Here is a 24,816-nt window from a genome sequence, read left to right on the forward strand (position 1 = left end):
GGCATATCAAGTCACCTGAGTCAATCCGTCGCAGGCATTAACCCTTATTTAACCATATGATTCTGTTATGATTTTCCCTACCGGAGGGCGAATCGTATGGACGCGACCTACAATCTCAATGGCGGCTTCAAGCCCACCATGAAGCGTTTTGCCGACCTTGCGGGGCCTGACTATTTCCCGACGCCAGCGTGGGCAACTCATGCCCTTATGGAAAATGAGTCGTTCACCGGAGAGATATGGGAGTGCGCTTGCGGTGACGGGGCAATGTCGCGCGTGCTGGAGAGCCGGGGCAACACCGTACAAAGTTCGGACCTGTATGATCGGGGCTTTGGCAAATCTGGTATCGACTTCAACGTTGCGAAGACGCCAGCCGACAACATTGTCACCAATCCGCCGTACAACAGCGCTGAAAGCTTCGTCCGATCAGGCGTCAAACTCGCCCGCAACAAGTTCGCCCTCCTCCTCCGGCTGGCGTTTCTGGAGGGAGCCAATCGAGCCAATACGATCTTTGCCGAATGCCCGCCGGCACGCGTTTGGGTATTTAGCGAACGTATCACGTTCTATCCGGCAGGCGCAGTTCAAGCCGGTTCCGGCACCACCGCCTATGCGTGGTTTGTCTGGGACAAAAACAGCCCCGCCACGACCGAATTGAAGTGGTTCCAGCCCGGCTATAAAGCGAAATTCCGATAGCTATACGGGGTTTCGGGCCTGTTGGTGGAGCCTGCCGGCATCTGTGATACGAAGGCCGCCGTCTATTTGCTCTAAATAGCCTCGATAGATGAAGTTTCTGCTGGAGCCTTTGTGCGAAGTGATGTTGCGAACGCGCTGCTCCCAAATGGCTTCATTTGGCCTTGTAAGAGACCCTTGATAATCGTCGGCTGTTAGATTGATACGGTTCGGTATTTCGTGGATGAGCTCCGCTATCGACGCTTCGCCATTAGGACGATCGACCAAGATATCCTCTACGATTTCCGAAAGCCTTCGTTCTGTTGTCATGCCCAATGCCTCCCTTGTTTTGGAGAGAGGACGTTAGGCGGCTTGCGCTAAACCGCCGTGACTCAGGCGTAGAGAAAATAGATCGTGGCGGCGCCCGCGATAACGGCAATCAGCCATATCGCCATCGTCCACCTGCCTGCTTTCGGCCCGCCGTAATCAGGTGATTTCTCGTAGCCGTTCATTGTCGTGCGCCCATTCTTGCCAAGCAGTCTGCGGCTGGAGTCTCTGATCGTGGTTTGCCAAGGAACTGGGCATCGGTCAGTAGTTCGCCCGCCCCAGCATTGTCAGCAGACTGAGGTTTCGACAGTTCACGTGCACATTGCTGAAATGGTGAGAAATATATGTGTGCCGCAGTGGCCAACAGTGCTGCTACGGCCAGTATGGCCGCCAGTTTCGTAAGCTCATTCATCTCCGGTGGTTTTTTCTCTTTCGAAGGTTGATGCGGTGCTTTCGCGACCTTCTTCAAGGCGCGGTCAAACGCTTTTCTGAGTCGTTCGTTTCGTGGTCGCGGCGGCTTCTTTGAAACGATCAAGTTGTGTTTTAGTATCGGCTGATTTTTTCATTTGTCGAATCGACCAAAATGCCGAACAAGTTCGTTTTTGCAGACGAAGCAGGCTGCTTCACGTTCAAGAAACAAAATGGCGCAAGCCGTTATTTTACGCTCTGCACTCTAGCGACCGACGATTGTTCCTTGTCGAATGACCTTTTAGCTCTTCGACGCGAGCTTGTCATAAATGGAGATGAAGGACGCGACAAACTTCACGCGACTTCAGACAAGCAGAACGTGCGTGACCGGGTGTTTGCGCTCCTAGAGAATCACGACTTTCGTGTCGATGTTACGGTACTGGAAAAGAGCAAGGCGCAGCCGCAAACCAGGGTCGATGAACCTACCTTCTACAAATACGCGTGGTTTTTCCATTTCAAGCACGTGGGTCCAAAGCTCCTAGCCGATGGACACAAACTACTGATTACAGCTGCCGCTCTGGGGGACCGGAAGAAGCGAGCCGCCTTCAAAGAAGGCGTAAACAACACGGTGCAACAGGTCGCTCCGCGCGAGCGCTGGGAGGTCAGCTTTATCGACTCGATGGGAGACCCACTGCTATGGGCGGCAGACTATTGCGCGTGGGCGGTACAGCGAAGATTAGAACTGGGAGACGACCGCTCTCACAAGCTTATTAAGCCAAAGATCGCCTCTGAATTCGACCTTTGGGCATCCGGCACAAAACACTATTACTAAAAAAATTGTGACCCGCACTCTTGGCTATCCGTTTTACGGGAAATGCCCGAGGGCACCTTTACCAAGCAAGGGTCACTATCCACAGATAACGTGATTCTCAGTGCGAATCAAGCTTGACGGGCTTGACACCGGGTTAAAATCACCCATCGATTCGGCCTAGAGATCAGCTAATCGAGTGAATACATTCACCTTTTCCTCTTGAAACTTTTTGTTTTCCACAGTGGAAGTCGAAGTCCGCCAGATAGTGATGTTGACCGATGCAGGGATGAAGGGACTTGCAGGGACTTTTTCCTCTTAACGCGAGAAAAATGCAGTTTTTACATTTTTCCATAGGGAGCAGGAAAACATCCCTTCACATCCCTGCATCCCTGCACTGCCGCTGAAAAAGAATTCGGATTTCAAAAACCAGGCCCGCAACGGTCGCCGAGATCGCATGTTTCCAAGGACGAGTGCGACGAGTGCCGGAAGCAATTCACTGGGTACATATTCGCGCGATCTTCGATGAAGCGGACAGGCTCGGAAGCTGCGGTTTGACGCAAGGGTCGCGGCGTGATGGCAAACGAATCAGGGGCAATAGAGTAATTAAGAAGCCAAGAGAGATTTAGAACCTGAGCGTTATTGCTATAATTGAATGAATTGTCTAAGTTAGGTCAATTGACGGTTTCATTTCCGGGGATGATACGAAACGATATTTGCGATCGTGTAACCTTTCTCATAAACGTTAGTACAACTTTTACCATATCATACTATGAGGTAAGTATGCGTGGAATATCTTACGCTCTCGCGTCGATACCGTTGCTAATTTTACTTGTCGGTTGTGGTACAACAATTCCTCAAATGACACTTGGAGGTCAAGAGGAATGGATCGAAGAGGTAGAGCTAATACAACTCATCAGATGCGAGCTTCACTACGGTGTTCAGCAAGCACTTGACGCTTTTCCCAAGACGGAAGAACCGAATACGGGGTACAATCTTGAGTGGCTGAGGGACTGGGAGTCTAAGCTCAGCCTAAAAATCACAGTAGATGAGCGCAGCACGCTCTCACCTGGGGTGACCTACAAAGAACCGCTTCGAAACGCAGTTTCCCAATTTCAGACTACTATCCCGCAAAATTTTTCCGCCTCCGTCGGACTTCACTCTTCCGCGCAAGCAACAAGGGTCGAAACCATTGGATTTTCCTACAAATTTGCCGACCTCCTTGCCGAAGGAAGGCTGAAGAAAGGTGATTGCCAGAAGCGCATCCGCAACAAGGTCATCGTTAGTGATTTCAAGATTGGAGATTTCTTGATGACGAAAGCGTTCGTGGCCAATCATACGGACGCGGTAGTTCAGAACGGCGAAGATTCGCCCTACTCTACGTTCACCTACGACACGACATTCATCATCACCTATGGAGGTAACATCACCCCTGTTTGGAACCTAATCCATATTACGGCAAATTCCACATCGCCACTTTACAACGCTGTCCGTTCCAAAACCCACAATCTCACGATGACGCTAGGAAGGGTTGGGTCGAGCCAGGCAGCCGCGGTGGCCAATGCCAACTTAATTGGCCAGGCCGTGGCCCGTGCTCTCGACGATCGTTAAGGAGGGAACAGTTAGATGTCGACCAATTCACCCCAAAATCTCGGTGAGGCACTGGAACAGGGCTATGAATCGGTATCCCAGGAGGAGTTTGAAGAGGCTACCCAAGGAAGGGGCGAACTTTTCGAATTTTTCGCCGAGATTAATTGTAGCATGCAACCGAACGACGTAGTGTGCCAAAGGACGCGGTGCATCGATCGTCCCGACGGCCGATTCAAATATATATCCACTTGTTTCGACGGGGTTTGTAAGCACCACGCGCGAAAGCGTTGTGAACCAACCGACAACTAGGCTCAGGGCCTGGCTGTCCTCTATCCCGTGTTATTTGCCGGCCCATCGGAAACGACAATGGTGACACGGCCAAGGAAGAAGCGGGATCGCTTCGGCAGGGTGAAGCAACGTCCATTCTCGCGGCATCTCCATCGACAGCGCCCAATTCGAGCGAACAACTATCTCGCCAATAGGATGTGATTAAGTATCAGATCAGGGCGGGAAGAATGTCAGAAGCGCGAAAGGTCGGCGGAAGGCGGGAAGGTGCGGGGCGACCGAAAGGGAGCCTGAACAAGCGCTCAATCCAGGCGATCGAGGAAGTCGCCGAGCGTTGGCCCGACTGGACACCGCTGATGCATCTGGCGACGGTTGCCAATGACAAAGCCTTGGATGAAGAAATCCGGCTCGACGCAGCTAAAGCCGCTGCGCCTTACGTCCACCCGAAACCCAAAGGCGTCGAACTCGATCCCGATGGGATTGTAGCGCTCGAAGCACGCATTACAGCCGCACGTCTTCTGGCGACGGCTAGAACGATGGATGACAACCCTGGCCTTGCCGACAGGCTGGCACGTGCCGCCCTACGGATATCGGATCAAGTGGTCGTAGTGGAGCGTGCCGATCGCGCGCCAGTCGTCTCGTACGAGGAGGCCGCGCCTGTCCGCTCCCGTTCATCGGAGACGGAGCCGGAACCCACACCCGCATGTCAACCGGCGCTCCGGCCTGCTGCTGCGCCCGGACCGAAACCGGCCGCCGATCGCCCGGCCTACACGCCGGTCACGCACTGGCCGGAGCCCAAGAACCACTCGAGCCTGATGGCTGACGACTATTCCCCTTTCAAGGATTGAAAACGATGCAACACGTAACGAGCGACTATCTCGAAAATCAGATCGAAGCGGTTGGAGGTGTCCTCGCTGATCTGGAGAAGGAAGCGCAATCGCTGGCGTATGCTGCCGTCTCAGGGGACAAACGAGCGGTCGACAGGCTGGCAAAAATCAAAGCCGATATCGAACGCGCGAAGGCCGACACTGTCGTTTTCGAGCAAGCCAAGGTCAAGGCTGAGCAGATCGAGATCGCCGAGATCAGCGCCGAAGCCAAGGCCGAACGCGCTTCCGCGATAAAGCAGGCTGTCGCACTTGCCGGCAAAATCCAGCAGGCGGCAAGGCGGGTTGATGAGATCGCTGCGGAGTTCCGGGCGATCATCTCTGAACTGCCGATAGCGGAACATCAACTTTGGCAAACTCTTAGGAAGGCCGCCGCAGTCCCCTCAGATGGGATCATTGGGCGCAAAAATCTGGCAAGCCATGCCTTCGCTGTGATGGTCAATGCCAACGAAGCTCCAGCATTCCAGCCTCGCCCCGTCGCAGACATCGCCGGTGTGGCGTGGGGCTACCTCAGCGAAAAGGAAGCCGGCTTAGTCGTCGGCGTGCCTCCAAGGCAGCGCGCTTCGTCGATCAGTTGAATGCGAGGCTGTCCAGATAGCTATCTCGCTCTCCGCTATCGAGCACCGCGACCATATCTTTATCCGCAAGGATTTTGAGGAACGATCTCCGCAGCAAGCCTTCTGACATCTCAGAAAGCTTTCCAGATTTCTCGTTGGTAAGCCTATGTAGCTTTACACCGTGAACAATCTTTGAGCGCCACGAGTACGCATCCTTAGCCTGACGGAATATCGATCTCCTTTCCTCTGAGCTTTCACCGAGAAAAAGTCCAATGCGTTGAGACAGTCGGAAAGTTGTCTCGCTCGGGCTTTCAGGCCCAAAGAGCGCCTCGAACGCAACCCACTGAAGGAGAAATCGCAACGTCCACTCACCTTCACGAAGCGCCTTGGCCACCAACGACAAGGCGGTCCAAATAGATCCGGTTCTGTTCAGAGAGAGGATCGCTTGGAGGAGGTCGCCGCCACGTTGCAGATCTGGCAGGGTAGGCACGTTGTCGAGTTCAACATCTGCAACCCGAATTGGATAAAGGCTAGATGTCTGCCTCAACGATTGGGGATCAAGATCGCGATCGAAATGGCAGGTGAGTTGACCGGATAAAGGAGACGGCTTCACCAGCCAAAGGGCCGTTGCCGCCAAGAAGAACTTCTCATCGATCACCGCTTGGATGGATCGCGGCCTCGAACCACGCCAACTAGGGTCCGGACTACCAAGAGCCTCGGCCTCGTACCGCGCAGAGAGGACTATTTGCGCTTCCTTTGCTCGCTCCCGCTGAGAGTACGAGAGGAGATTTAGAAGATAGTCGTCGCTCACAACCCATTTAGGTACCGGCTCGAGGAAAATCCCGGAGGCAAGTTCAAACGGTGCGTCGATCGGCGGCTTTTCGAAATTGGTTTCGAATATGAAGGAACAAGCGTACCACATCTCAGCTACCGGACCCCCAATGCCTGGTTGGCTTTCCATCAATCGTGCTGCTCTCTATGAGCGATGCGGGCGGTGCGCCCGGGCTTCTTGATCTCCACGCGCGACAGCATTGCCGTGACGGTCCCACGTGTCTACCGACGCGGGTTCCAGATTAGGATAATGCTTCCGCTCACCCCAATTTCAACTAGACCACCGCAACAGTAGTCCTGTAAGGGACCATCGATTTGATCGCTTGCATTTACGTTTCCTGCTGCGGGCCTGAACTGGTTTTCGGAAAGCTGTATGCGGTGAAACCGAAAAGAGCAGCGCTTAGTAGGTCCAGCGGCAACCAGATTTCTCGCGAGAGATAAATCGGCAGAAACGGATTGAACACCAGCGCCGTGAAGAACAGGCAGTAGCCGAGCCCATCATTGCCGGCAGATTTCGCTTTAATGCCGCAATAGAGGCCCGCAGCGAAGATGCCGAGCCGCAGCACCTGATAGTATCCGTAGGGCAAGGGAAGGATCGCAACTGCAAGCGCGACCGCTGCGACGATAGCGACTATGCGGGTCATCCGCGCGCCCTCTCAACGGTAGAGCCTATCGCCGCGACAAGCAGTCCGCCGATCATAAATGCAAGTCCAGGAAAGAAAACCGGCACAACGGCCCAAAGTGGCCAATCCCAAGCATAATAGGCTCCGTATCCGCCTATAAACATGCCGGCTGCGAGCAAGAGTCCGGCCCGAAAAACGAACACACCAACCAGGAATAGAGCCGGAACCCACCATCCCTCCCAGCCGAACCATTCTTCCGCACCGGCTTCAAAAGCCACGGCATAGAAGCCTATCGCGGCCAGCGCGAGCGCCATAACGCCGAACACGCCAACGAAGCCGATAACCGACGTAGCAAAATCTTTCATGATTAGTCCCCCAACGTCCCGAGCCGAGGATTGCTCATGTCGAGGCCGACGGCAAGCGCTGAGGGGAGATTGTCCATCAACATCCGCAGGTATTTATTCGACGGATATTCGACGCATCTGCGCGAGGCAGAGCTAAGTGCTTGAAAATATTGGTACGCCCACGGGGAATCGAACCCCGGTTTGCGCCGTGAGAGGGCGCCGTCCTGACCGCTAGACGATGGGCGCGGAGACAGGTCGCGATATAGGCGAGGCTTTCGCAAAAGGCAACCGCGATTCGGCGATCCATCGAAACACGCTGTCCGATCGCGTCGTCGGCCGGTTTCCAGATGGCGAAAGCCTCAGCCGCGCGGCTCGATCAGATCCCACAGATTGCCGTGGAGGTCGGCAAACACGGCCACCGTGCCGTAGGCTTCGCGGCGGGGCGCTTCGCGGAATTCAACGCTGCGTTCGATCATCAGCGCATGGTCGCGGGCGAAATCGTCTGTTTCGAGGAAGAGAAAAACCCGGCCGCCGGTCTGGTTGCCGATGCGCGAGCGCTGTTCGGCGTCGGCCGCCTGCGCCAAAAGCAAGCGCGCGCCGCCGTTTCCCGGCGCGACCACCACCCAGCGCTTGCCCTCGCCGAGCGCCACATCCTCGAGCAGTTCGAAGCCGAGCTTGTGCGTATACCAGGCGATCGCCTCGTCGTAGTCGGCAACCACCACCGCGACCGTGGCGACCCGGCGACCGGCAGGCGCGCTCCCGGAAGAAACGCTCATTGCGCCTTCACCGCGAAATGCCCGACGATGCGCCTTTCGCCGATATCGTAGAGAAGAATGGCGCGGCTTCCGTCGGAAAGTTCTGCGTCGAGCGCGATGCGGTTGCCGGAAAGGCTCTGCGACAGCAGCCTGGCGCCAGCCGGCAGCACGATATCGCCGGTCAACATGGCACCCTCCGCCGGCGACGGCACCACCGAGACGGGACTGGCGGTTTCCGGCGCCGACCGGCCGGATTTGTAGACAATCGCCCCAACCACCGCCATAAGGGCGACGAACAGCAGGCCGAGATTGATGGCGACGAAGCGGACCAGTTTTTTCCGCACCTTCTCGACCGCGGGATCGAGCGGCTTGTCGTCATTGTCGTCGCTGGTCGGCATCGAAAAATCCAGTGGGAATTGCCCGTGGGAATGGAATGAACGCTCCTGATAGCGAAGCCGGTAAAGGATTGAAAGTGCTGGAAGCCGGCGCCGATGCCGCGGGCCGGCGCCTCGACCAGTGGCTGGCGACGGCGCTTGGGGGCGATTTCTCGCGCAACCGCGTTCAGGCGCTGATCCGCCAGGGGGCGGTGCAGGTCGGCGGCAACGTCGTCACCGAAGCCAAGCGGAAGATGGCCGCCGGCGAAAGCGTGTCGGTGGAAACGCCGGAACCGGAGCCCGCCGAGCCGCGGGGCGAGAACATTCCCCTGGACATTCTCTACGAGGATGTCGATCTGATCGTCATCAACAAGCCCGCCGGCCTTGTCGTTCATCCCGGCGCCGGCAACTGGACGGGCACGCTGGTCAACGCGCTGATCCACCATTGCGGGGAAAGCCTTTCGGGTATCGGCGGCGTCAAACGGCCGGGCATCGTGCACCGGCTGGACAAGGAGACCAGCGGCGTCATGGTGGTTGCCAAGACCGACCTGGCGCATCGCGCGCTGTCGGAGGCCTTTGCCGACCATGGCGCCAGCGGCGACCTGGAGCGGGCCTACCAGGCGCTGGTGTGGGGCATCCCGCCGCGCATGACCGGCACGGTCGACGCGCCGCTCGGCCGCGCGGCCGACCGGGTGCGCCGTGCCGTGGTGCCCGAGACGCGCGACGATGCCCGCCACGCGATCACGCATTTCACCGTGCTGGAGAAATTCGCCGAAGGTCGCACCGACACCGTGCAGGCCGCGCTCGTCGAATGCCGGCTGGAAACCGGACGCACCCACCAGATCCGCGTCCACATGGCGCATATCGGCCATCCGGTGATCGGCGACCCCGACTACGGCCAGGCCTTCCGCACCAAGGCCAACCGGTTGCCCGAGCCGTTGAAAGATAAGGTGAAATCGTTCTCGCGGCAGGCGCTGCATGCCGGTCTTCTTGCATTTCGCCACCCGGCTACCCATATCGAGCTCAAGTTCGAAGCGCCGATGCCTGGGGACATGGAGGAGATCGTCGGCGGCTTTCGCAATCTCTGAACGTCGGTTGAGAAAACCTGATTCGCTTTGTTCACTTTGGCGTGACACACTGTTTCGTGTTGAACAAATGCATGTATTTTCCCGATTTGTTCCTATATAGCTTGTTGTGCGGCGCAGCGAAAATGCTGACCGCGCCTTATGCCCGCCTCGTTCAGGGGGCACAAATCTTGAGAGGGAGGGTGCTTTATGGCCCAGACACTACCCAGCATCGTTTCCGGAGAAGGCGGGCTTTCCCGCTACCTGGAAGAAATCCGCCGCTTCCCCATGCTGCAGCCGCAGGAAGAGTACATGCTCGCCAAGCGGTACCAGGAGCATGAGGACACCGGAGCTGCCCACAAACTCGTGACCAGCCATCTGCGTCTCGTGGCGAAGATCGCCATGGGCTACCGCGGCTACGGCCTGCCGATCGGCGAAGTCATTTCCGAAGGCAATGTCGGCCTCATGCAGGCCGTGAAGAAATTTGAACCGGAGCGCGGCTTCCGCCTGGCGACCTATGCCATGTGGTGGATCAAGGCCTCGATCCAGGAATACATCCTGCGCTCGTGGAGCCTCGTTAAGATGGGCACCACCGCGAACCAGAAGCGCCTGTTCTTCAACCTGCGCAAGGTGAAGGGCAAGATCCAGGCGCTCGACGATGGTGACTTGAAGCCCGAGCAGATCACCGAGATCGCCACCCGGCTGAACGTGTCGGAAGAGGAAGTCGTGTCGATGAACCGCCGCCTGTCGGGCGACGCTTCGCTGAACGCGCCGATCCGGGCGACCGAAGGCGAGTCCGGCGAGTGGCAGGACTGGCTGGTGGACGACCACGAGAGCCAGGAAGAGATGCTCATCGAGCAGGACGAACTGGAAAGCCGCCGCAGCATGCTCGCCGGCGCCATGTCTGTGCTCAACGACCGCGAGCGGCGCATCTTCGAGGCGCGCCGCCTCGCCGAAGAGCCGATGACGCTCGAGGAACTCTCGTCGGAGTTCGATATCAGCCGCGAACGCGTGCGCCAGATCGAGGTGAGAGCCTTCGAAAAGGTGCAGGACGCGGTCAAGGCCGCCGCCAGGCGGCAGGCGCAGGCGCTGCGCACTATCGACGCGCAGCCGGCTCACTGATCCGTCTGGGCAGCCAAAACAAAACCGCCGCAGCGATGCGGCGGTTTTTTTTGCACATGATCCCGAACAATGGAAACCGGTTTTCGGAAAAGATCATGCTCCAACAAAGAGATAGAGCTCAAAGACCCTAGCCGTGCCCGGAAGTCAGCCCGCCGATCCGGCGGCCTTGGCCTCCCAGGCCTTCATCGTCTCGTCGAACACCTTCTCGCCGGGGATGCCCTTTTCCATGGTGATCAGCGCCCGGCGGCCGGATTTGTAGACCAGCGGCACGTCGATCCACTGGTCGCGGCGCAGCAGGTTCAGATTGGCGTCGATCTCGGCCTTGGTGTCGGTTAGCGCCACCAGGAAAAAGCCGTCGGCGATCTTGGCCGGAATGCCCAGCAGCGCGTTGCCCGCCGACTGTTCGGTGTCCTTGAGCGAGACACGCAGGATGTTCTCGATGCCGCCGCCCTCGAAGCCTTCCGGCGTCAGGAAGATCATCTCGATGATGTGGCTGGCCGGCAGGGTCGGGTCGCCGTTGCGGCGGATCGTCATGCGCAACTGCAGGTTTTTGCCGGGGATGGTGGCCTCGGCGCGGATCGCCGGTTCGGGCGGCAGGTCGCCGCCCGGCGATTCCTGCACCACCGACCAGACGATCGAGCCGGTATCGGCCGAGCCTTGCGCCACAGTGGTGCGCTCTTCATAGAAGATCGCCTTCTGCCCGACAGCGACAGCCTGTCCGGCTGCGGGCGCTCCAGTCGCTGGCGGCGGCGCCGCCCCTGGCGTCGCGGGATCGACTGCCGCGGGCGCGCCTGGGTCGGTGGCGGGCGCTGCCGGATCGGTCGCGGGCGCCGCCGGCTCCGGCGGCTGCGTTGCCGTCGCCACCGATGTGCCCTCGCCGATCGTTGGCGTGCCGGAAGCCGGACCCTGGTCGACCTCGGTCCCGTCGGCATTCAGCCGCTGGGTGAATTTCTCGGGCTGTGCCGGCGTTTCGGCAGGCGGCGTGGTTTCGGCGGGCGGCGTTGCGGCGGCGGAGTCCACCGCCGGTTTTTCGGGCGGCGTCGCCGTTTCCGCAGGCTTGGGCGCGGCTGTGTCAGCCTTGTCGAGCCCCAGCATCGCCGAGAGGTCGTCCTTGTTCAGCCACGCGGCATAGCCGCCACCGCCCAGCAGCGCCAGCACCACCAGCGCGGCCACGATACCGCCGATGCCACGCTTGCGCGGCGCGGCTTCGTCGAAATCGTCGTAGGTATCGTCGTCGCTGTCAGCTTCCTCCTTGAAATCGGGCCTCGGCTCGATTTCGGGCGTATCCATGCTGGCCGGCACGGTCTTCACCGGAGATGGCGCTGCAGCCTGCGCGGCAGGTGCTGCGGGCGCGATCGGCTTGACCTCGAAGCTGCTGCCCGGCGTGCTGGCCGGGGCCGCCTCAACCGGCTTGGAGCCATCGAGCGCGGAAAAAACACTCTCGAGTTCGTCCAGCGGATCGGCGGGAGCAGAAGCGGCAAGGTATTGCGCCTCGATTTCCCGGATCGCATCTTCGAGCGATTTTTTCTGCCGTTCGGCAACCGCCGCAGGTGGCGGCGGATTGATCGCGGCGAGCTTGGCGGCGACAGTGGTGCGCGCCTTTTCATAGACGCGCTCCCGCGTCGCCGGCGACGCATCGCCCAGCCCGTCGATCGTTTTCTTCAGAACAGCAACGAAATCAGCCATGCTTCTTTTAACCTGTACTTTCCGATCCCCCGACCGGTGCCGGGAAATCCTGCCGGCCAGAGCCGGCGTTAGATCACGCTCCCACCCCTGATCTCACCGAATCATGGTCTAATCTTGAAATGGGTCGGTCACAAGTATGGTGTCGTCCCGTTCTGGGCTGGTTGAAAGCAACGCCACGGGCGCGCCGATCAGCTCTTCGATGTAACGCACATACTTAACCGCCTGCGCCGGCAGATCGTTCCAGCTGCGGGCGCCCGCTGTCGTGCCCTTCCAGCCTTCGAGCGTCTCATAGACCGGCTCGACGCGCGCCTGCGCGCCCTGGCTGGCCGGCAGGTAGTCGATGTCCTCGCCATCGAGGCGGTAGCCGGTGCAGACCTTGATCTCGTCCAGCCCGTCCAGCACGTCGAGCTTGGTCAGCGCGATGCCGTTGATGCCGTTCACCGCCACCGCCTGGCGCACCAGCACCGCGTCGAACCAGCCGCAGCGGCGCTTGCGCCCGGTGACCACGCCAAACTCATGGCCGCGCGTACCGAGGAATTCGCCGATTTCGTTGTTCTGTTCTGTGGGGAAAGGCCCTTCGCCGACACGGGTCGTATAGGCCTTGGTGATGCCAAGCACGTAGCCGATGGCGCCAGGTCCCATGCCCGATCCGGTAGCCGCCTGCCCGGCAACCGTGTTGGACGAGGTCACGAACGGATAGGTGCCTTGGTCGATGTCGAGCAGGGTGCCCTGCGCGCCCTCGAACAGGATGCGCGCTCCGGCGCGGCGCTTGTTGTCGAGAATTTTCCAGACACGGTCCACATAAGGCAGGATCTGGTCGGCGACCGAGATCAGCTCTTCCATGATCGTCTCGTGCCTGACCTCCGGATGGCCGAGCCCGCGCCGCAACGCATTGTGGTGGGTGAGCAGGCGATCGACCTTGGCGGGCAGCGTGTCGAGGCTGGCGAGGTCCATCACACGCACGGCGCGGCGGCCAACCTTGTCTTCATAGGCAGGCCCGATGCCGCGGCGGGTGGTGCCGATCTTGGTGCCCGAATTCGATGCGGCGTCCTCGCGGAAACCATCCAGTTCGCGGTGCAGCGACAGGATGAGCGCGGTATTCTCAGCAATCTTCAGCACGTCGGGCGTGATTTCGACGCCTTGCGCCTTCAGCTTGGCCGCTTCGGCGACAAAGGCATGCGGATCGAAAACCACACCGTTGCCGACGATCGACAGCTTGCCGCGCACGACGCCGGACGGCAGCAGCGACAGCTTGTAGACCTTGCCGTCGACCACCAGCGTATGACCGGCGTTGTGACCGCCCTGGAAACGCACCACCACATCGGCGCGCTCAGACAGCCAGTCGACGATCTTGCCTTTTCCTTCGTCGCCCCATTGCGAGCCGACGACCACCACATTGGCCATGCAAAATTCCCTTCGTGCGAGCAGTGGAGCGCGCTTGCGCGCCCAAAATGACAGGCCTCTATAACGTCAAGGAACGACGAGCGCGACATTTCTTTACAGGGCCGCGCGTCGTTTCAAACGGGCGATGGACGCTCCAGGCACAACAAATTCCCGAATGCGCGTCATTTACTTGGCCGGACATGCGTCCTAGGCCGCTTTCAGTCTTTCGAAAGCCACAGTGCATGCATCATCGCAAAGCCTACGTCCTGCTCCTTCTCACCACCCTGTTCTGGGGCGGCAACGCCATCGCCGGCAAGCTGGCGGCGGGTCACGTTTCGCCGATGCTGCTGACGGGCGCGCGATGGGCTGCCGCCTTCATCCTGCTGCTGGCGCTCGGGCTACCGCGCCTGGTCGCCGACTGGCCTGTGATCCGGACCAGGTTCTGGCTGCTGGTTGGGCTCGGCGCCCTTGGCTTCACCATATTCAACGTCGCGCTCTATACCGCGCTGCTCTACACCACGGCGATCAACGTCAGCATCGAACAGGCCGGCATGCCGATGCTGATCTTCCTCGCCAATTTCCTGCTGTTCCGGATGCGGGTAACCTGGGCGCAGATTCTGGGCTTCCTGCTTTCCATATTCGGCGTCGCCCTGACCGCCAGCCATGGCAGCCTGGCGCGGCTGACCGCGCTCGACCTCAATTTCGGCGATGCGCTGATGCTATTGGCGGTGCTGGTCTACAGCGCCTACACGGTGGCGCTGCGCTTCAGGCCCGTCATCCACTGGCAAAGCATGATGATCATGCTGTGCGGCAGCGCCGCGGTGACATCCATTCCCTTCGTCGTCGCCGAGTTTTGGTATGGCGCGGCGATTCTGCCGGATGCCCAGGGATGGGCGGTAATCGCCTATACCGTATTCTTTCCCTCGATCCTCGCGCAGGCCTTCTACATTCGCGGCGTCGAACTGATCGGCGCCAACCGGGCCGGCCTGTTCATCAACCTGGTGCCGGTGTTCGGCACGCTTCTGTCGGTGCTGATTCTGGGCGAGGACTTCCAGCTCTACCACGGCCTGGCGCTGGTGCTTGTCCTCGGCGGCATCTGGCTCGCCGAGCACAGCGGACGCAAGGCGGCTGGCTAACAAAAAGGACTTGTGCTATCATGATAGCAATTGGAGGAAAGCCGTGGCCCAATTGCTCATTCGCCAGATCGAGGAAGACGTCAAGGAGAGGCTGCGCAAGCGCGCCAAGCGCAATGGCGTGAGTGTGGAAGCTGAAGCACGTGCTATCCTGCGGGCGGAACTGGCGAGAACGGATCCAGACGACTACGGACTTGGCACCAAGATCGCCGCGCTGTTCAAAGGCATCCCTGATAACGACCAGCCATTTGAGCGCAAGCTGGATCAGCCCGTCCGACGCACGAAATTCGACGAATGATCATTCTCGATACGAATGTCATTTCGGCGCTCATGCGGCCGGAAATGAACACAAGTATTGTCGAATGGGTCGACGCAAAACCGTCGTCAGGCCTTTGGACCACCTCCATCACGCTTCTGGAGATCCGAAGCGGGCTTCTCTTTATGCCTGAAGGCAAACGAAGAGTGGCATTGATGGCCGGCTTCGACCAGTTGTTGCGTGGCTTATTGGCCGGCCGCGTGCTGCCTTTTGACGGTCCTTCCGCTGAACATGCGGCCCGGGTCGATCTGCTTCAGCAGCGCCGCGGGAACAACATCGGCATCGGCGATATCCAGATCGCCGGCATCGCGTTGGCGCAAAACGCCACGCTTGCCACGCGCAACCTCAAGGATTTCGACAATCTCGACATTTCTCTGCTCAATCCCTGGGCGGATTGACGATCCTCCCCAACTGCTTACGGCGGCAATCACGCTCGCGCTGGTGCAGTTGGAAGACGGAAAAGAAAAAGGCGCGGGCCCTGGCCGCGCCTCTTCTCGCCTCGGAGGCTGTCTCAGGATGCGTTGACGTCGAAGTGCAGCGGCTTAGCCGACACGATCGACTTGTGCGCGCGCACCTGGGCAAGCACGTTTTCGGGGAACGGCGCATCGAGATAGAGCAGCGCAATGGCGTCGCCGCCCGGCCGGTTGCGGCCAAGCTGGAAGTTGGCGATGTTGACGCCGTTCTCGCCGCAGACGGTGCCGAGCAGGCCGATGATGCCGGGTGCGTCGGCATTGGTGGTGTAGAGCATGTGCTGGCCCACCTCGGCGTCGAGATTGATGCCCTTGATCTGGATGAAGCGCGGCTTGTGATCGGAGAAGCAGGTGCCGGCGATCGAGCGCGTCTGCTTGTCGGTCTTCACCGTCAGCTTGATGTAGCCGTCGAAAACACCCGATTTGTCGCGCTTGACCTCGGCGACGATGATGCCGCGTTCCTTCACCATGATCGGCGCCGACACCATGTTGACATCCGACACCTGCGGCCGGATCAGGCCGGCGAGTGCGGCGCTGATCAGGGCACGCGTGTTCATCGTGGCGGTCGAGCCGTCGAACAGGATCTCGACCTCCTCGATCGGATCTTCCGTCACCTGCCCGACGAAGGCGCCGAGCACTTCGGCCAATTTTACGAACGGCTTCAGCCGCGGCGCTTCCTCGGCGGTGATCGACGGCATGTTGATGGCGTTTGAAACGGCGCCCTTCACCAGGTAGTCCGCCATCTGCTCGGCTATCTGCAGCGCGACATTCTCCTGGGCTTCCGTCGTTGAAGCGCCGAGATGCGGCGTGGCGACGACATTGGGCATGCCGAAGAACGGGCTGTCCGTCGCCGGCTCCACCTCGAACACGTCGATGCCCGCGCCGGCCACCTTGCCGCTCTTGAGCGCCGCGATCAGGTCGGCCTCGACGATCAGGCCGCCGCGCGCGCAGTTGATGATGCGCACGCCGTCCTTCATCTTGGCGATCGCCTCGGCATTGATGATGTTGCGGGTCTTGTCCGTCATCGGCGTATGCAGCGTGATGAAGTCGGAGCGGGCGAGCAATTCGTCCAGTTCCACCTTTTGGACGCCGAGTTCTTCCGCGCGCCCTTCCGAGAGGAACGGGTCGAAGGCGACGACATGCATCTTCAGGCCGACGCCGCGCATCGCCACGATCGAGCCGATGTTGCCGCAGCCGATGACGCCCAGCGTCTTGCCAGTGATTTCGACGCCCATGAACCGGTTCTTTTCCCACTTGCCGGCATGCGTCGAGCTGTTCGCCTCGGGCAATTCGCGGGCGAGCGCGAACATCAGCGCGATGGCATGTTCGGCGGTGGTGATCGAATTGCCGAACGGCGTGTTCATGACGATGATGCCCTTGCGCGAAGCAGCGGGGATATCGACATTGTCGACGCCGATGCCGGCGCGTCCGACCACTTTCAGATTGGTCGCCGCGGCGATCAGCTTTTCCGTGACCTTGGTAGCCGAGCGGATTGCAAGCCCGTCATACTGGTGGATGACTTCGAGCAGTTTGTCCTTGTCCTTGCCGAGATCCGGCAGGTAGTCGACTTCGACGCCGCGATCCTTGAAAATCTGCACGGCGGTCGGGGAAAGTTTGTCGGATACGAGAACGCGAGGTGCCATGACAGCCTCCTGAATGAAGAATGAAGGGGAAAGGCGGCCCGCTGGCCGCCACTGACCAATGATCAGGCCGCGGCCTTGAGCGCCGCCTTCTGGCTGGCGAAGGCCCAGTCGAGCCAGGGCATCAGCGCCTGAAGGTCGGAAGCCTCGACCGTCGCGCCGGCCCAGATCCGCAGGCCGGACGGCGCGTCGCGATAGGCGCCGATGTCATAGGCCACACCTTCCTTGTCGAGCGCGGCCACCATGCCCTTGGCGAAAGTCGCCTGCGCGTCGGCGTCGAGGGCCTGGAATTCCGGATCCACGATGGACAGGCAGACCGACGTGTTGGAGCGCGTCGCCGGCTCGACAGCCAGATGCCCGGCCCAGGCCGATTCGGCAACGAAACGGTCGATGACGGCAAAATTGGCATCCGCGCGCGCCATCAGGCCTTCAAGGCCACCGATCGACTTCGCCCACAGCAGAGCGTCGAGATAGTCCTCCACGGCGAGCATCGACGGCGTGTTGATGGTTTCGCCCTTGAAGATGCCTTCGATCAGCTTGCCGTTGGAGGTCAGGCGGAAAATCTTCGGCAGCGGCCAGGCGGGCTTGTAGCTTTCCAGTCGCTCGACGGCACGGGGGCTGAGGATCAGCATGCCATGCGCGCCCTCGCCGCCCAGCACCTTCTGCCAGGAGAAGGTGACCACATCGAGCTTCGGGAAGTCGAGGTTCTGCGCGAATGCCGCCGAAGTGGCGTCGCAAATGGTCAGGCCTTGCCGGTCGGCCGGGATGAAGTCGCCATTGGCGACGCGCACGCCGGAGGTCGTGCCGTTCCAGGTGAAAACCACGTCGCGGTCGAAATCGATCTTGGTCAGGTCCGGCAGTTCGCCATAGGACGCTTCGAACTTGCGCACGTCGGCAAGCTTGAGCTGCTTGACCACGTCGGTGATCCAGCCGGCGCCGAAGCTCTCCCACGCGACCATGTCGACGCCGCGCTGGCCGAGCAGGGACCACAGCGCCATCTCGACAGCGCCGGTATCGGAAGCCGGCACGATGCCGATGCGGTAGTCCGCCGGCACCTTGAGGATTTCACGGGTGAGGTCGATCGCCTGTTCGAGCTTTGTCTTGCCGATCTTGGCGCGATGCGAACGACCGAGCGCCGCCTTTTCCAGCGCCTGGAGCGACCAACCGGGACGTTTTGCGCAGGGACCTGAAGAGAAATTGGGATTTGCCGGACGGAGTCCGGGCTTGGATATGCTCGTCATCGTGGTCTATCCTTCCAGATAGTGGCCCCTCGTTGGGGAGGGGTGGCCCACGGACGGCGTTAAGCGTTCAGGCGTTCGGCGTCAAGAGAATAATTTATGTCGCCGCCGGAACAGTCGCGGCGAACATCCCGCCCCGCAAACGGAAAAGCCGGGCGTGCGCCCGGCTTCGGTTGGCAATCGTACCGGCGCTACCAGAGATCGTAGCGCAGGCCGAGCTTGACTTGGTGATAGTCGATACCCTCGTTGATGACCGGGGCGCCGGCGCTGTCGAGAGAGACATATTTTGCCTGGGGCACCGCGAAATATTCATAGCCGAGATCGACCGATGCGTTCCTGCTGAAGCGATAGTTCACGCCCGCGCCGAGCGAATAGGCGAAATTGTACTGGCGTTCGGAAGTCACGCCGCCCTCGTAGACCGACGGATCGTCGCATTCGAAGATGCTTGTCGTGTTTCCTACCGTCGAGGACTGATCGACGCAGTTGCGCGAGCCGGCCGCCAGCCGATAGGTGCTGTAGGCCACGCCGACGCCGCCGCCGATGAAGGGCGTGAAGCCTGAATAGGTGCCAAGGTCGACGAAAGCGTTGGCCATCATATTGTAGGCCTTGTTGCTGCCGGCGTTCGATCCTTCGCAATCGCGGTTGCGTCGTCCGGAGGCGACGGTCGATGAGCCGTCCGGGTTCGTCACGGTCACCGTCTGCGTGCCTTCGCAGGTGGTCAAGAAATCATCGGAAAACTTGCTGGTCGGCAACAAGCCGAAATTGAGCTCGCCCCGGAAATAGTCGGTAAAGTGATAGCCCATGCCGACGCTGGCGGAGACCGGGCTTTCGCTGGAGGTGAAGCCTGGCGGCACCTGGAAGTAGTCGTAGGGTTTGTTGACGCTGTATCCGACGTCGCCGCGCAGGTACCAGCCGGAACCCACCTCCACCGGAACGAATTCCGGCGCCTCGTCGACGACGATCGGCGGATCGTAGTCCGCCGCCTGCCCCGGCATGGTTGCCAGGAACACGACTGCCAGCGCCGGCAGGATCAAACGCGAATGCAAAATCATGGCCCGAAACCCCCGCAGAATCGGCAACCGGCAGATATCCGGAAGCCCCCGTTTCGGAGCATTGTTAACTATAGTGGTTAAGTCACAGTTAAGGATAACAAGAGGTTACGCCGTTCCAGGCGCCGCGCGATCGCGAAGCGCTTGCACAAAGAGAAACCGCCCAGCGGAGCCGGGCGGTTTCATCAAGCTTGACTGTTTTACTTGGAGGCGGCGGCTCGTATGCCGCCACAGGCTTGGCGCCAACGCGCTAGTACAGGGCGTAGCGAATGCCGAGCTTGAAATCGTGCGACGTCAGGTCCTTGAATACCATGCCGTCATTGGGCAGCGTGAAGGCCGGGTCGTCGTTGTTGAGCGGCCCCGTCACGGCATCACCCAGCGATACGTAGCTGTAGCCGAGATCGACGGTCATGCGATCGGTGGCTTGTATTCCAAGGCCGGCGTGCAATGCCCAGGCAAAGTTCCATTTGCTCCGTTCTTCCGCCCAGGCGGCGCCGCTCATCAGCTCGTTTACGTCGCGGAATCCATCGATCGTATTGCGGGATGCGCCGATACCTGCGCCAAGGTAGGGTGTGACGCCGCTGAAATTGCCTAGATCGACATAGGCATTGGCCAGCATCAGCCATTCCGACTTCTGGGCGTTATAGTCGTTTGTCGTCAGACCGTTGAAGCTCGAATCCACCCAGTCGACGGCATTGAACTCGGATTTGCCACGGTATTCGACGGTCAGGTCGCCGCGGATCCAGTCCGTGAACTTGTACCCTACGCCGCCGCCGAAGAGTGGCGATGTGCCGAAAGTGCCCTGCTCGAACCAGCCATGCGAGATAATCGATGGATCGTTGTAAAGATCCGTGTCCAGCGTCTCGAGGTCCTGATTGGTCCCGCCGATGTAGCCGCGGATATACCAGCCACCGTAAACCGGAGGATCCACTGCCACGATCGGCGGATCGACAAGGTCGGCGGCGATTGCTGGCATTGCCACGCCAGCGAACAATGCGGCGACGAACGCCTGCTTGGCAAATCTGAACATATTCTTCTCACCCCTGCGAAACCCGGTACCCCGCCGGCCCGGTGATTGAACTCCGGTTTGGATAATGGATTGCAAAGGTTAAGGGCTGTTTAACCCTAATTCTTAACCACGTTTTACCTCGGTTAACGGGAGGTTTTCCTTGGAGGAGAACCTCTCCAGACCAAAAAGCCCGCCGGTGGGGCGGGCTTTTTCTCGCGATGGAAGAGTATTTGCTCAGGCCGCTGACTTGGCTTCCGAGATGACCTCGACGATGTCGTTGACGACCTTCTCGACGAGGCCTGAATCGTCGCCTTCCGCCATCACACGGATAAGCGGTTCGGTGCCGGAAGGACGGATCACCAGCCGGCCATTCTTGCCAAGCAGGCTGCGGGCGTCTTCGATCGCGGCCTTGACGGGCGCGCTTTCGAGAGGCTTGCCGCCGGAGAAGCGGACGTTTTTCAGAAGCTGCGGCACCGGCTCGAACTTCTTGCAGACCTCGCTGACCGGCTTGTCTTCGCGCTTCACGCAGGCCAGCACCTGCAGGGCCGAGACCAGCCCGTCGCCAGTGGTGGAAAAATCCGAAAGCACGATGTGGCCGGATTGCTCTCCGCCAACATTCAGGCCGTGGGCGCGCATATGCTCGACGACATAGCGGTCGCCGACCTTGGTGCGGTGCAGTTGCAGGCCGGCATCGTCGAGGAACCGCTCGAGGCCGAGATTCGACATCACGGTGGCGACCACGCCACCGCCGGCCAGGCGGCCGCTCTGGCTCCAGGATTCGGCGATCAGCGCCATGATCTGGTCGCCGTCGACCAGCGTACCGTTCTCATCGACGATGACCATGCGGTCGGCGTCGCCGTCCAGCGCGATGCCGATGTCGGCGCGCACCTCGTGCACCTTCTTGGCAAGGCTCATCGGATGCGTGGAACCGCAATCCTCGTTGATGTTGAAGCCGTTCGGATCGTCATGGATGGCAATCACTTCGGCGCCGAGTTCCCAAAGGGCGGCGGGCGCCACCTTGTAGCCGGCGCCGTTGGCGCAATCGACCACGATGCGCAAGCCGGCCAGCGACATCGAGCCCTGCGGCAGCGTGCGCTTAGCGAACTCGATGTAGCGGTCATAGGCGCCGTCGATGCGCTTGGCGCGGCCGAGCGAATCCTGGCCGGCGAGCTTGATGTCGATCTCGCCGTCGAGCATCGCCTCGATATGGCCTTCGATCTCGTCCGACAGCTTGTAGCCATCCGGGCCGAACAGCTTGATGCCGTTGTCGTGGTAGGGGTTGTGCGAGGCCGAGATCATGACGCCGATGTCGGCGCGCAGCGAGCGCGCCAGCATGGCGACGGCCGGCGTCGGGATCGGACCCAGCAAGAGCACATCCATGCCCGCGGCGCAGAAACCCGCCACCATGGCGTTCTCGATCATGTAGCTCGAAAGCCGTGTATCCTTGCCCAGCACCACCCGGTGCCGGTGATTGCCGCGCTGGAACGATGCGCCGGCAGCCATGCCGACCTTCATCGCCACTTCAGCCGTCATCGGAAATTTGTTTGCCCGCCCGCGGATCCCGTCCGTTCCGAAATAGCGTCCTGCCATCTTGCTCAACTTCCCACGCCGATGTTGCCGCGGAGCATTGCCACAACAAGGGCGCGACTGGACATCACTTTCCATAAGTATTTGTTACGAAATCTTAGCAAACCGTTTCGCTTGTGCCAATTTCGCCACAACGGCTGACCCTGGGCGTATCGCGGAAGCCGCCATTTGCAGGCGGCATCACCTGAATATCGATACCCTCCTAGTGAAGGCCTTCGATCCATTGGCGTAGCAGCGCGACCGCCTGCGGATCGCCGATGTGGCGGCCAAGTTCAGGCATCATCACGCCGGCTTCCGTGCTTTCTACACGGTACATCAGGATCGAGCCGTCGGGATCGCCCGGCTTGATATCGAATTCCCGGCCGCCCGACCCACGCCCGGCCGCCACCGGGCGTTTCAACACCCCGTATGCCACCGGATCCGTTTCGCCGAACGTCAGGAACAGGCCCGAATTGCTCGCCGGGCCTTCGCGGCGATGGCAGTGCGCGCAGTTGACATCGAGCCAGGCGCGCGCGCGCCCGTCGAGCGGCGCCGAAGCGTCGCGCCAGTCCGGAGCTTTCGGGGCGGCAGAGGCCGCCGGGGCGCCGCTCAGGATTTTCAGCGCGGTCCACTGCTCCAGCTGGTTCTTCGTCCCGCCGGCATAAGCGAAGTCGCCGTTCAGGTTGCGCGCCTTCGGCCCGAGCGGTGCGATCGAACCGTTGAAGGCGTGGCAGCCCTTGCACTGGTTCTTGTTGGGCACCGAATAGGTGAAAGCCAGCGGCGAACCGTCCGCCGTGACGGTTGCGATATCGACTTTGGCGCCGGCGATCTTCAGCGATGCGTTGGTCTGCTCGGCGTTCCAGAGATAGGCCCATGCCTGCCAGCCGCTCTCTTGCCGCAAGAGCACCCGCGTCTCGATCAGCCTGACGTTTTCACCGGGTTTGCGGTAGTCCGCCGGGAAAGCAAACGTCTTGACCAGTGCGCTTCCGACCGGAAACGCGAAGGCTTCGGTCTCGTCATAGGTAGCAGCCTTGCCGTCCGGCACGAACACGAAGCGAAGCTTCTGCGCATTGTCGGAAAAGAGCGGCGTGTTGAGCTGGAACGGCACGACGCCCGCCGCCGGCTTTTGCGCGCTGAGATCGTCGAAGAACCCGTATTCAGAAAGCAGCTTTGGCGGCTTTTCGGCAAGGATGGCGTCGAGCGAAGGAGTGGCGCGGGCGGGCTGGATGGCGACAAGCGAGAGCAGGATCACCAAAAACCAAATTGCGAAAAGCGAAGGTCGTCGATGCTCGCACCCTACGTTGCCCCCCTCTGTCCTGTCCGGCAGGACAGAGGGGGGCGCGAAAGAATGCAGCGCTTCAAATGTGAGCATTGCACGCCTCTCGGAAAGCCTCACGCTCCGCTGTCCTGCGGCAGCTTCACCGGCGCCGGCTCTGGCAGGCTGCCCTTGTAGCCGGCAATGTCGGTATCCGGCCACCAGCCCCACGGCAGCATCAGTTGCGAGATCATCTTCAGATTGACGAAACTCGTGCCCTCGGCCTCGTCGATGTAGACGCGGTTTTCGGCAGCGGTCCACGAGAAGTACTCCGGAATCCGGGTCACGCCGTCCCAGACGATATCCGGCACCGGCGTGCCCGAGACATCGCTGATCGTCTTGCCCACCTCGCCGTCGGGCGCGCCGCCCCCTTCGCCATAGGTATTGCCGTGCACGAAGACACCGCGCGGCACGAACATGTATTTGTCGTCCTCGTAGTCGTTCGGGTAAGCGGCGATCAGCACATGCGCGGTGGCGTTGCCGTCGAGCCGGTTGCCGAACACATGCACGTTGCGGTTGGCCATCACCATGATGCCCATGCCCTTCGGCACGATCGCCACCATGTTGCCCTTCGGCGCGAAATTCGGCGTGTCGTTGTCGATCACGTCATTGTCGAACACGCGGATGTCGTGGCCGCCCTGCACCGGCAGGTTGGGCAGGTCGAAAACCAGGATGCCGCCGGTGTTGCGGGTTGCCGTGTTCTTGTAGACATCGGCCTTGAACGAGTTCTCGATCTCGATGCCGGCGACGTTGAATTCGGCTCTGGAGTTGCGCACGACGATGTTCTCGCTCTGGCCGACATAGATGCCCGCGTCGGCAGCACCCTTCACCGTAACCGCGTCGATCAGCACGTTCTTGGACGAGACGGGATAGACGCCGTAGGCGCCGTTCTTGGCATCCGGACCGTTGGTCCACTCGACCCTGAGCTTGCGGAACGTGATCTGGTCCGAGCCTTTCGACTTGACGCCGTCGCCTTTCGTATCCTCGACGGCGAAGTCCTCCAGCACGACGCGGTCCGAGGTCACCAAGAGCCCCTCGCCGGAGCCTGTCTGGCCCTTGAAGGAAAGGATCGTCGCATCCTGCCCGGCGCCCTTCACCACCACGTCGTCGACATCGAGCGACAGGCCTTCGGTGAGCTCGAACCGTCCGGCGCCGATCATCACCCGGTCGCCGGGCTTTGCCATGATCAGTGCTTCGACCAGCCGCTCCTCCGCGCCCTCGCCCGCTTCGACGGCAATGTCGGCCGCACGGACGGCGCCGGTCGAGACACCTGCCAGAAACACCGCGCAAACGGCGCGCAAGAGCGATGGACGCATCGAATTTTCCTCCCCTTAAAATCGCTTGACGATGGGCGCGCGCTGCCGCAAAGTCAA

General features: G+C 60.4%; 25 protein-coding genes and 1 tRNA gene. 10 read left to right on the forward strand and 16 right to left on the reverse strand.

Going from position 1 to position 24,816, the window contains the following annotated elements:
• The first annotated feature begins 96 nt into the window (after positions 1–96).
• Positions 97–690: a hypothetical protein gene (locus tag F3H98_RS07065; RefSeq protein ID WP_149759428.1), complete on the forward strand. Its 594-nt coding sequence runs from the start codon at positions 97–99 to the stop codon at positions 688–690.
• On the opposite strand, the gene F3H98_RS07070 is transcribed toward F3H98_RS07065, so the two are convergent.
• Positions 691–996: a hypothetical protein gene (locus F3H98_RS07070; RefSeq protein WP_149759429.1), complete on the reverse strand. Its 306-nt coding sequence runs from the start codon at positions 994–996 to the stop codon at positions 691–693. It lies immediately after the preceding gene.
• A 580-nt stretch (positions 997–1,576) separates the two neighbouring features.
• On the opposite strand from F3H98_RS07070, the gene F3H98_RS07075 reads away from it, so the two are divergent.
• From F3H98_RS07075 to F3H98_RS07090, 4 genes are all read left to right on the forward strand, one after another.
• Positions 1,577–2,233: a DUF3800 domain-containing protein gene (locus F3H98_RS07075; protein WP_149759430.1), complete on the forward strand. Its 657-nt coding sequence runs from the start codon at positions 1,577–1,579 to the stop codon at positions 2,231–2,233.
• A gap of 759 nt (positions 2,234–2,992) precedes the next feature.
• Positions 2,993–3,820, forward strand: coding sequence for a hypothetical protein (locus F3H98_RS07080; protein WP_149759431.1), 828 nt, complete (start codon positions 2,993–2,995; stop codon positions 3,818–3,820).
• Between the two features lie 494 nt (positions 3,821–4,314).
• Complete coding sequence (locus F3H98_RS31005; RefSeq protein WP_188130356.1) at positions 4,315–4,932, forward strand: hypothetical protein; 618 nt, start codon at positions 4,315–4,317, stop codon at positions 4,930–4,932.
• A complete protein-coding gene (locus F3H98_RS07090; protein ID WP_149759432.1) occupies positions 4,929–5,546 on the forward strand; it encodes a hypothetical protein in 618 nt (205 codons plus the stop codon). The genes F3H98_RS31005 and F3H98_RS07090 overlap by 4 nt, the downstream gene beginning before the upstream one ends.
• Here F3H98_RS07090 and F3H98_RS07095 read toward each other — a convergent pair.
• The 6 genes from F3H98_RS07095 to F3H98_RS07120 form a co-directional block, all read right to left on the reverse strand.
• Positions 5,539–6,486: a HEPN domain-containing protein gene (locus F3H98_RS07095; RefSeq protein WP_149759433.1), complete on the reverse strand. Its 948-nt coding sequence runs from the start codon at positions 6,484–6,486 to the stop codon at positions 5,539–5,541. The genes F3H98_RS07090 and F3H98_RS07095 overlap by 8 nt on opposite strands.
• A 199-nt stretch (positions 6,487–6,685) precedes the next feature.
• Positions 6,686–7,000 (reverse strand): DUF6804 family protein, encoded by a 315-nt coding sequence (locus F3H98_RS07100; protein ID WP_149759434.1) that lies wholly within the window; start codon positions 6,998–7,000, stop codon positions 6,686–6,688.
• Entirely contained in the window at positions 6,997–7,344 is a 348-nt protein-coding gene (locus F3H98_RS07105) for a hypothetical protein (protein WP_149759435.1), read from the reverse strand. The genes F3H98_RS07100 and F3H98_RS07105 overlap by 4 nt, the downstream gene beginning before the upstream one ends.
• A gap of 150 nt (positions 7,345–7,494) precedes the next feature.
• Positions 7,495–7,569, reverse strand: a tRNA-Glu gene (locus F3H98_RS07110).
• 113 nt (positions 7,570–7,682) lie between these two features.
• Positions 7,683–8,099 (reverse strand): VOC family protein, encoded by a 417-nt coding sequence (locus F3H98_RS07115; protein WP_149759436.1) that lies wholly within the window; start codon positions 8,097–8,099, stop codon positions 7,683–7,685.
• Positions 8,096–8,476 (reverse strand): fimbrial protein, encoded by a 381-nt coding sequence (locus F3H98_RS07120; RefSeq protein ID WP_149759437.1) that lies wholly within the window; start codon positions 8,474–8,476, stop codon positions 8,096–8,098. Before F3H98_RS07120 ends, F3H98_RS07115 begins: the two co-directional genes overlap by 4 nt.
• Positions 8,477–8,511: 35 nt before the next feature.
• Between F3H98_RS07120 and F3H98_RS07125 the strand changes: the two genes are divergently transcribed.
• Together F3H98_RS07125 and rpoH are read left to right on the forward strand one after the other, a co-directional pair.
• Positions 8,512–9,540 carry an RluA family pseudouridine synthase gene (locus tag F3H98_RS07125; protein ID WP_149759438.1) on the forward strand — a complete coding sequence of 343 codons (1,029 nt, stop codon included), beginning with the start codon at positions 8,512–8,514 and terminating at the stop codon, positions 9,538–9,540.
• Between the two features lie 186 nt (positions 9,541–9,726).
• On the forward strand, positions 9,727–10,638 hold the full coding sequence (gene rpoH / locus F3H98_RS07130; protein WP_149759439.1) for an RNA polymerase sigma factor RpoH: 912 nt from the start codon (positions 9,727–9,729) through the stop codon (positions 10,636–10,638).
• A gap of 144 nt (positions 10,639–10,782) precedes the next feature.
• On the opposite strand, the gene F3H98_RS07135 is transcribed toward rpoH, so the two are convergent.
• Positions 10,783–12,324, reverse strand: a complete 1,542-nt coding sequence (locus F3H98_RS07135) for a hypothetical protein (RefSeq protein ID WP_149759440.1) — start codon at positions 12,322–12,324, stop codon at positions 10,783–10,785.
• Positions 12,325–12,432: 108 nt separating this feature from the next.
• Positions 12,433–13,728 carry an adenylosuccinate synthase gene (locus F3H98_RS07140; protein WP_149759441.1) on the reverse strand — a complete coding sequence of 432 codons (1,296 nt, stop codon included), beginning with the start codon at positions 13,726–13,728 and terminating at the stop codon, positions 12,433–12,435.
• A gap of 221 nt (positions 13,729–13,949) precedes the next feature.
• On the opposite strand from F3H98_RS07140, the gene F3H98_RS07145 reads away from it, so the two are divergent.
• From F3H98_RS07145 to F3H98_RS07155, 3 genes are read left to right on the forward strand one after another with little or no spacing between them, the layout of a single operon-like run.
• Positions 13,950–14,843 carry a DMT family transporter gene (locus tag F3H98_RS07145; RefSeq protein ID WP_149759442.1) on the forward strand — a complete coding sequence of 298 codons (894 nt, stop codon included), beginning with the start codon at positions 13,950–13,952 and terminating at the stop codon, positions 14,841–14,843.
• A gap of 43 nt (positions 14,844–14,886) precedes the next feature.
• Entirely contained in the window at positions 14,887–15,138 is a 252-nt protein-coding gene (locus tag F3H98_RS07150; protein ID WP_149759443.1) for a FitA-like ribbon-helix-helix domain-containing protein, read from the forward strand.
• The gene (locus F3H98_RS07155; protein WP_149759444.1) at positions 15,135–15,554 is read left to right on the forward strand and encodes a type II toxin-antitoxin system VapC family toxin; all 420 of its coding nucleotides are present in this window, start codon (positions 15,135–15,137) and stop codon (positions 15,552–15,554) included. The genes F3H98_RS07150 and F3H98_RS07155 overlap by 4 nt, the downstream gene beginning before the upstream one ends.
• A 113-nt stretch (positions 15,555–15,667) precedes the next feature.
• Here F3H98_RS07155 and serA read toward each other — a convergent pair whose 3' ends face one another.
• The 7 genes from serA to F3H98_RS07190 all read right to left on the reverse strand — a co-directional run bounded on the left by serA (position 15,668) and on the right by F3H98_RS07190 (position 24,759).
• The gene (gene serA, locus F3H98_RS07160) at positions 15,668–17,269 is read right to left on the reverse strand and encodes a phosphoglycerate dehydrogenase (RefSeq protein ID WP_149759445.1); all 1,602 of its coding nucleotides are present in this window, start codon (positions 17,267–17,269) and stop codon (positions 15,668–15,670) included.
• A gap of 62 nt (positions 17,270–17,331) precedes the next feature.
• Complete coding sequence (locus tag F3H98_RS07165) at positions 17,332–18,507, reverse strand: phosphoserine transaminase (RefSeq protein ID WP_149759446.1); 1,176 nt, start codon at positions 18,505–18,507, stop codon at positions 17,332–17,334.
• A 188-nt stretch (positions 18,508–18,695) separates the two neighbouring features.
• Complete coding sequence (locus tag F3H98_RS07170) at positions 18,696–19,556, reverse strand: outer membrane protein (protein WP_149759447.1); 861 nt, start codon at positions 19,554–19,556, stop codon at positions 18,696–18,698.
• A gap of 247 nt (positions 19,557–19,803) precedes the next feature.
• Positions 19,804–20,583 (reverse strand): outer membrane protein, encoded by a 780-nt coding sequence (locus F3H98_RS07175; RefSeq protein ID WP_149759448.1) that lies wholly within the window; start codon positions 20,581–20,583, stop codon positions 19,804–19,806.
• 213 nt (positions 20,584–20,796) lie between these two features.
• Positions 20,797–22,152: a phosphoglucosamine mutase gene (glmM, locus tag F3H98_RS07180; protein ID WP_149759449.1), complete on the reverse strand. Its 1,356-nt coding sequence runs from the start codon at positions 22,150–22,152 to the stop codon at positions 20,797–20,799.
• Between the two features lie 199 nt (positions 22,153–22,351).
• Entirely contained in the window at positions 22,352–23,380 is a 1,029-nt protein-coding gene (locus F3H98_RS07185) for an SO2930 family diheme c-type cytochrome (RefSeq protein WP_210249665.1), read from the reverse strand.
• A gap of 140 nt (positions 23,381–23,520) precedes the next feature.
• Positions 23,521–24,759, reverse strand: coding sequence for a parallel beta-helix domain-containing protein (locus tag F3H98_RS07190; protein ID WP_149759451.1), 1,239 nt, complete (start codon positions 24,757–24,759; stop codon positions 23,521–23,523).
• Positions 24,760–24,816: the final 57 nt, after the last annotated feature.

Source organism: Neomesorhizobium albiziae (assembly GCF_900114255.1).
Classification (GTDB): Bacteria; Pseudomonadota; Alphaproteobacteria; order Rhizobiales; family Rhizobiaceae; genus Neomesorhizobium; species Neomesorhizobium albiziae.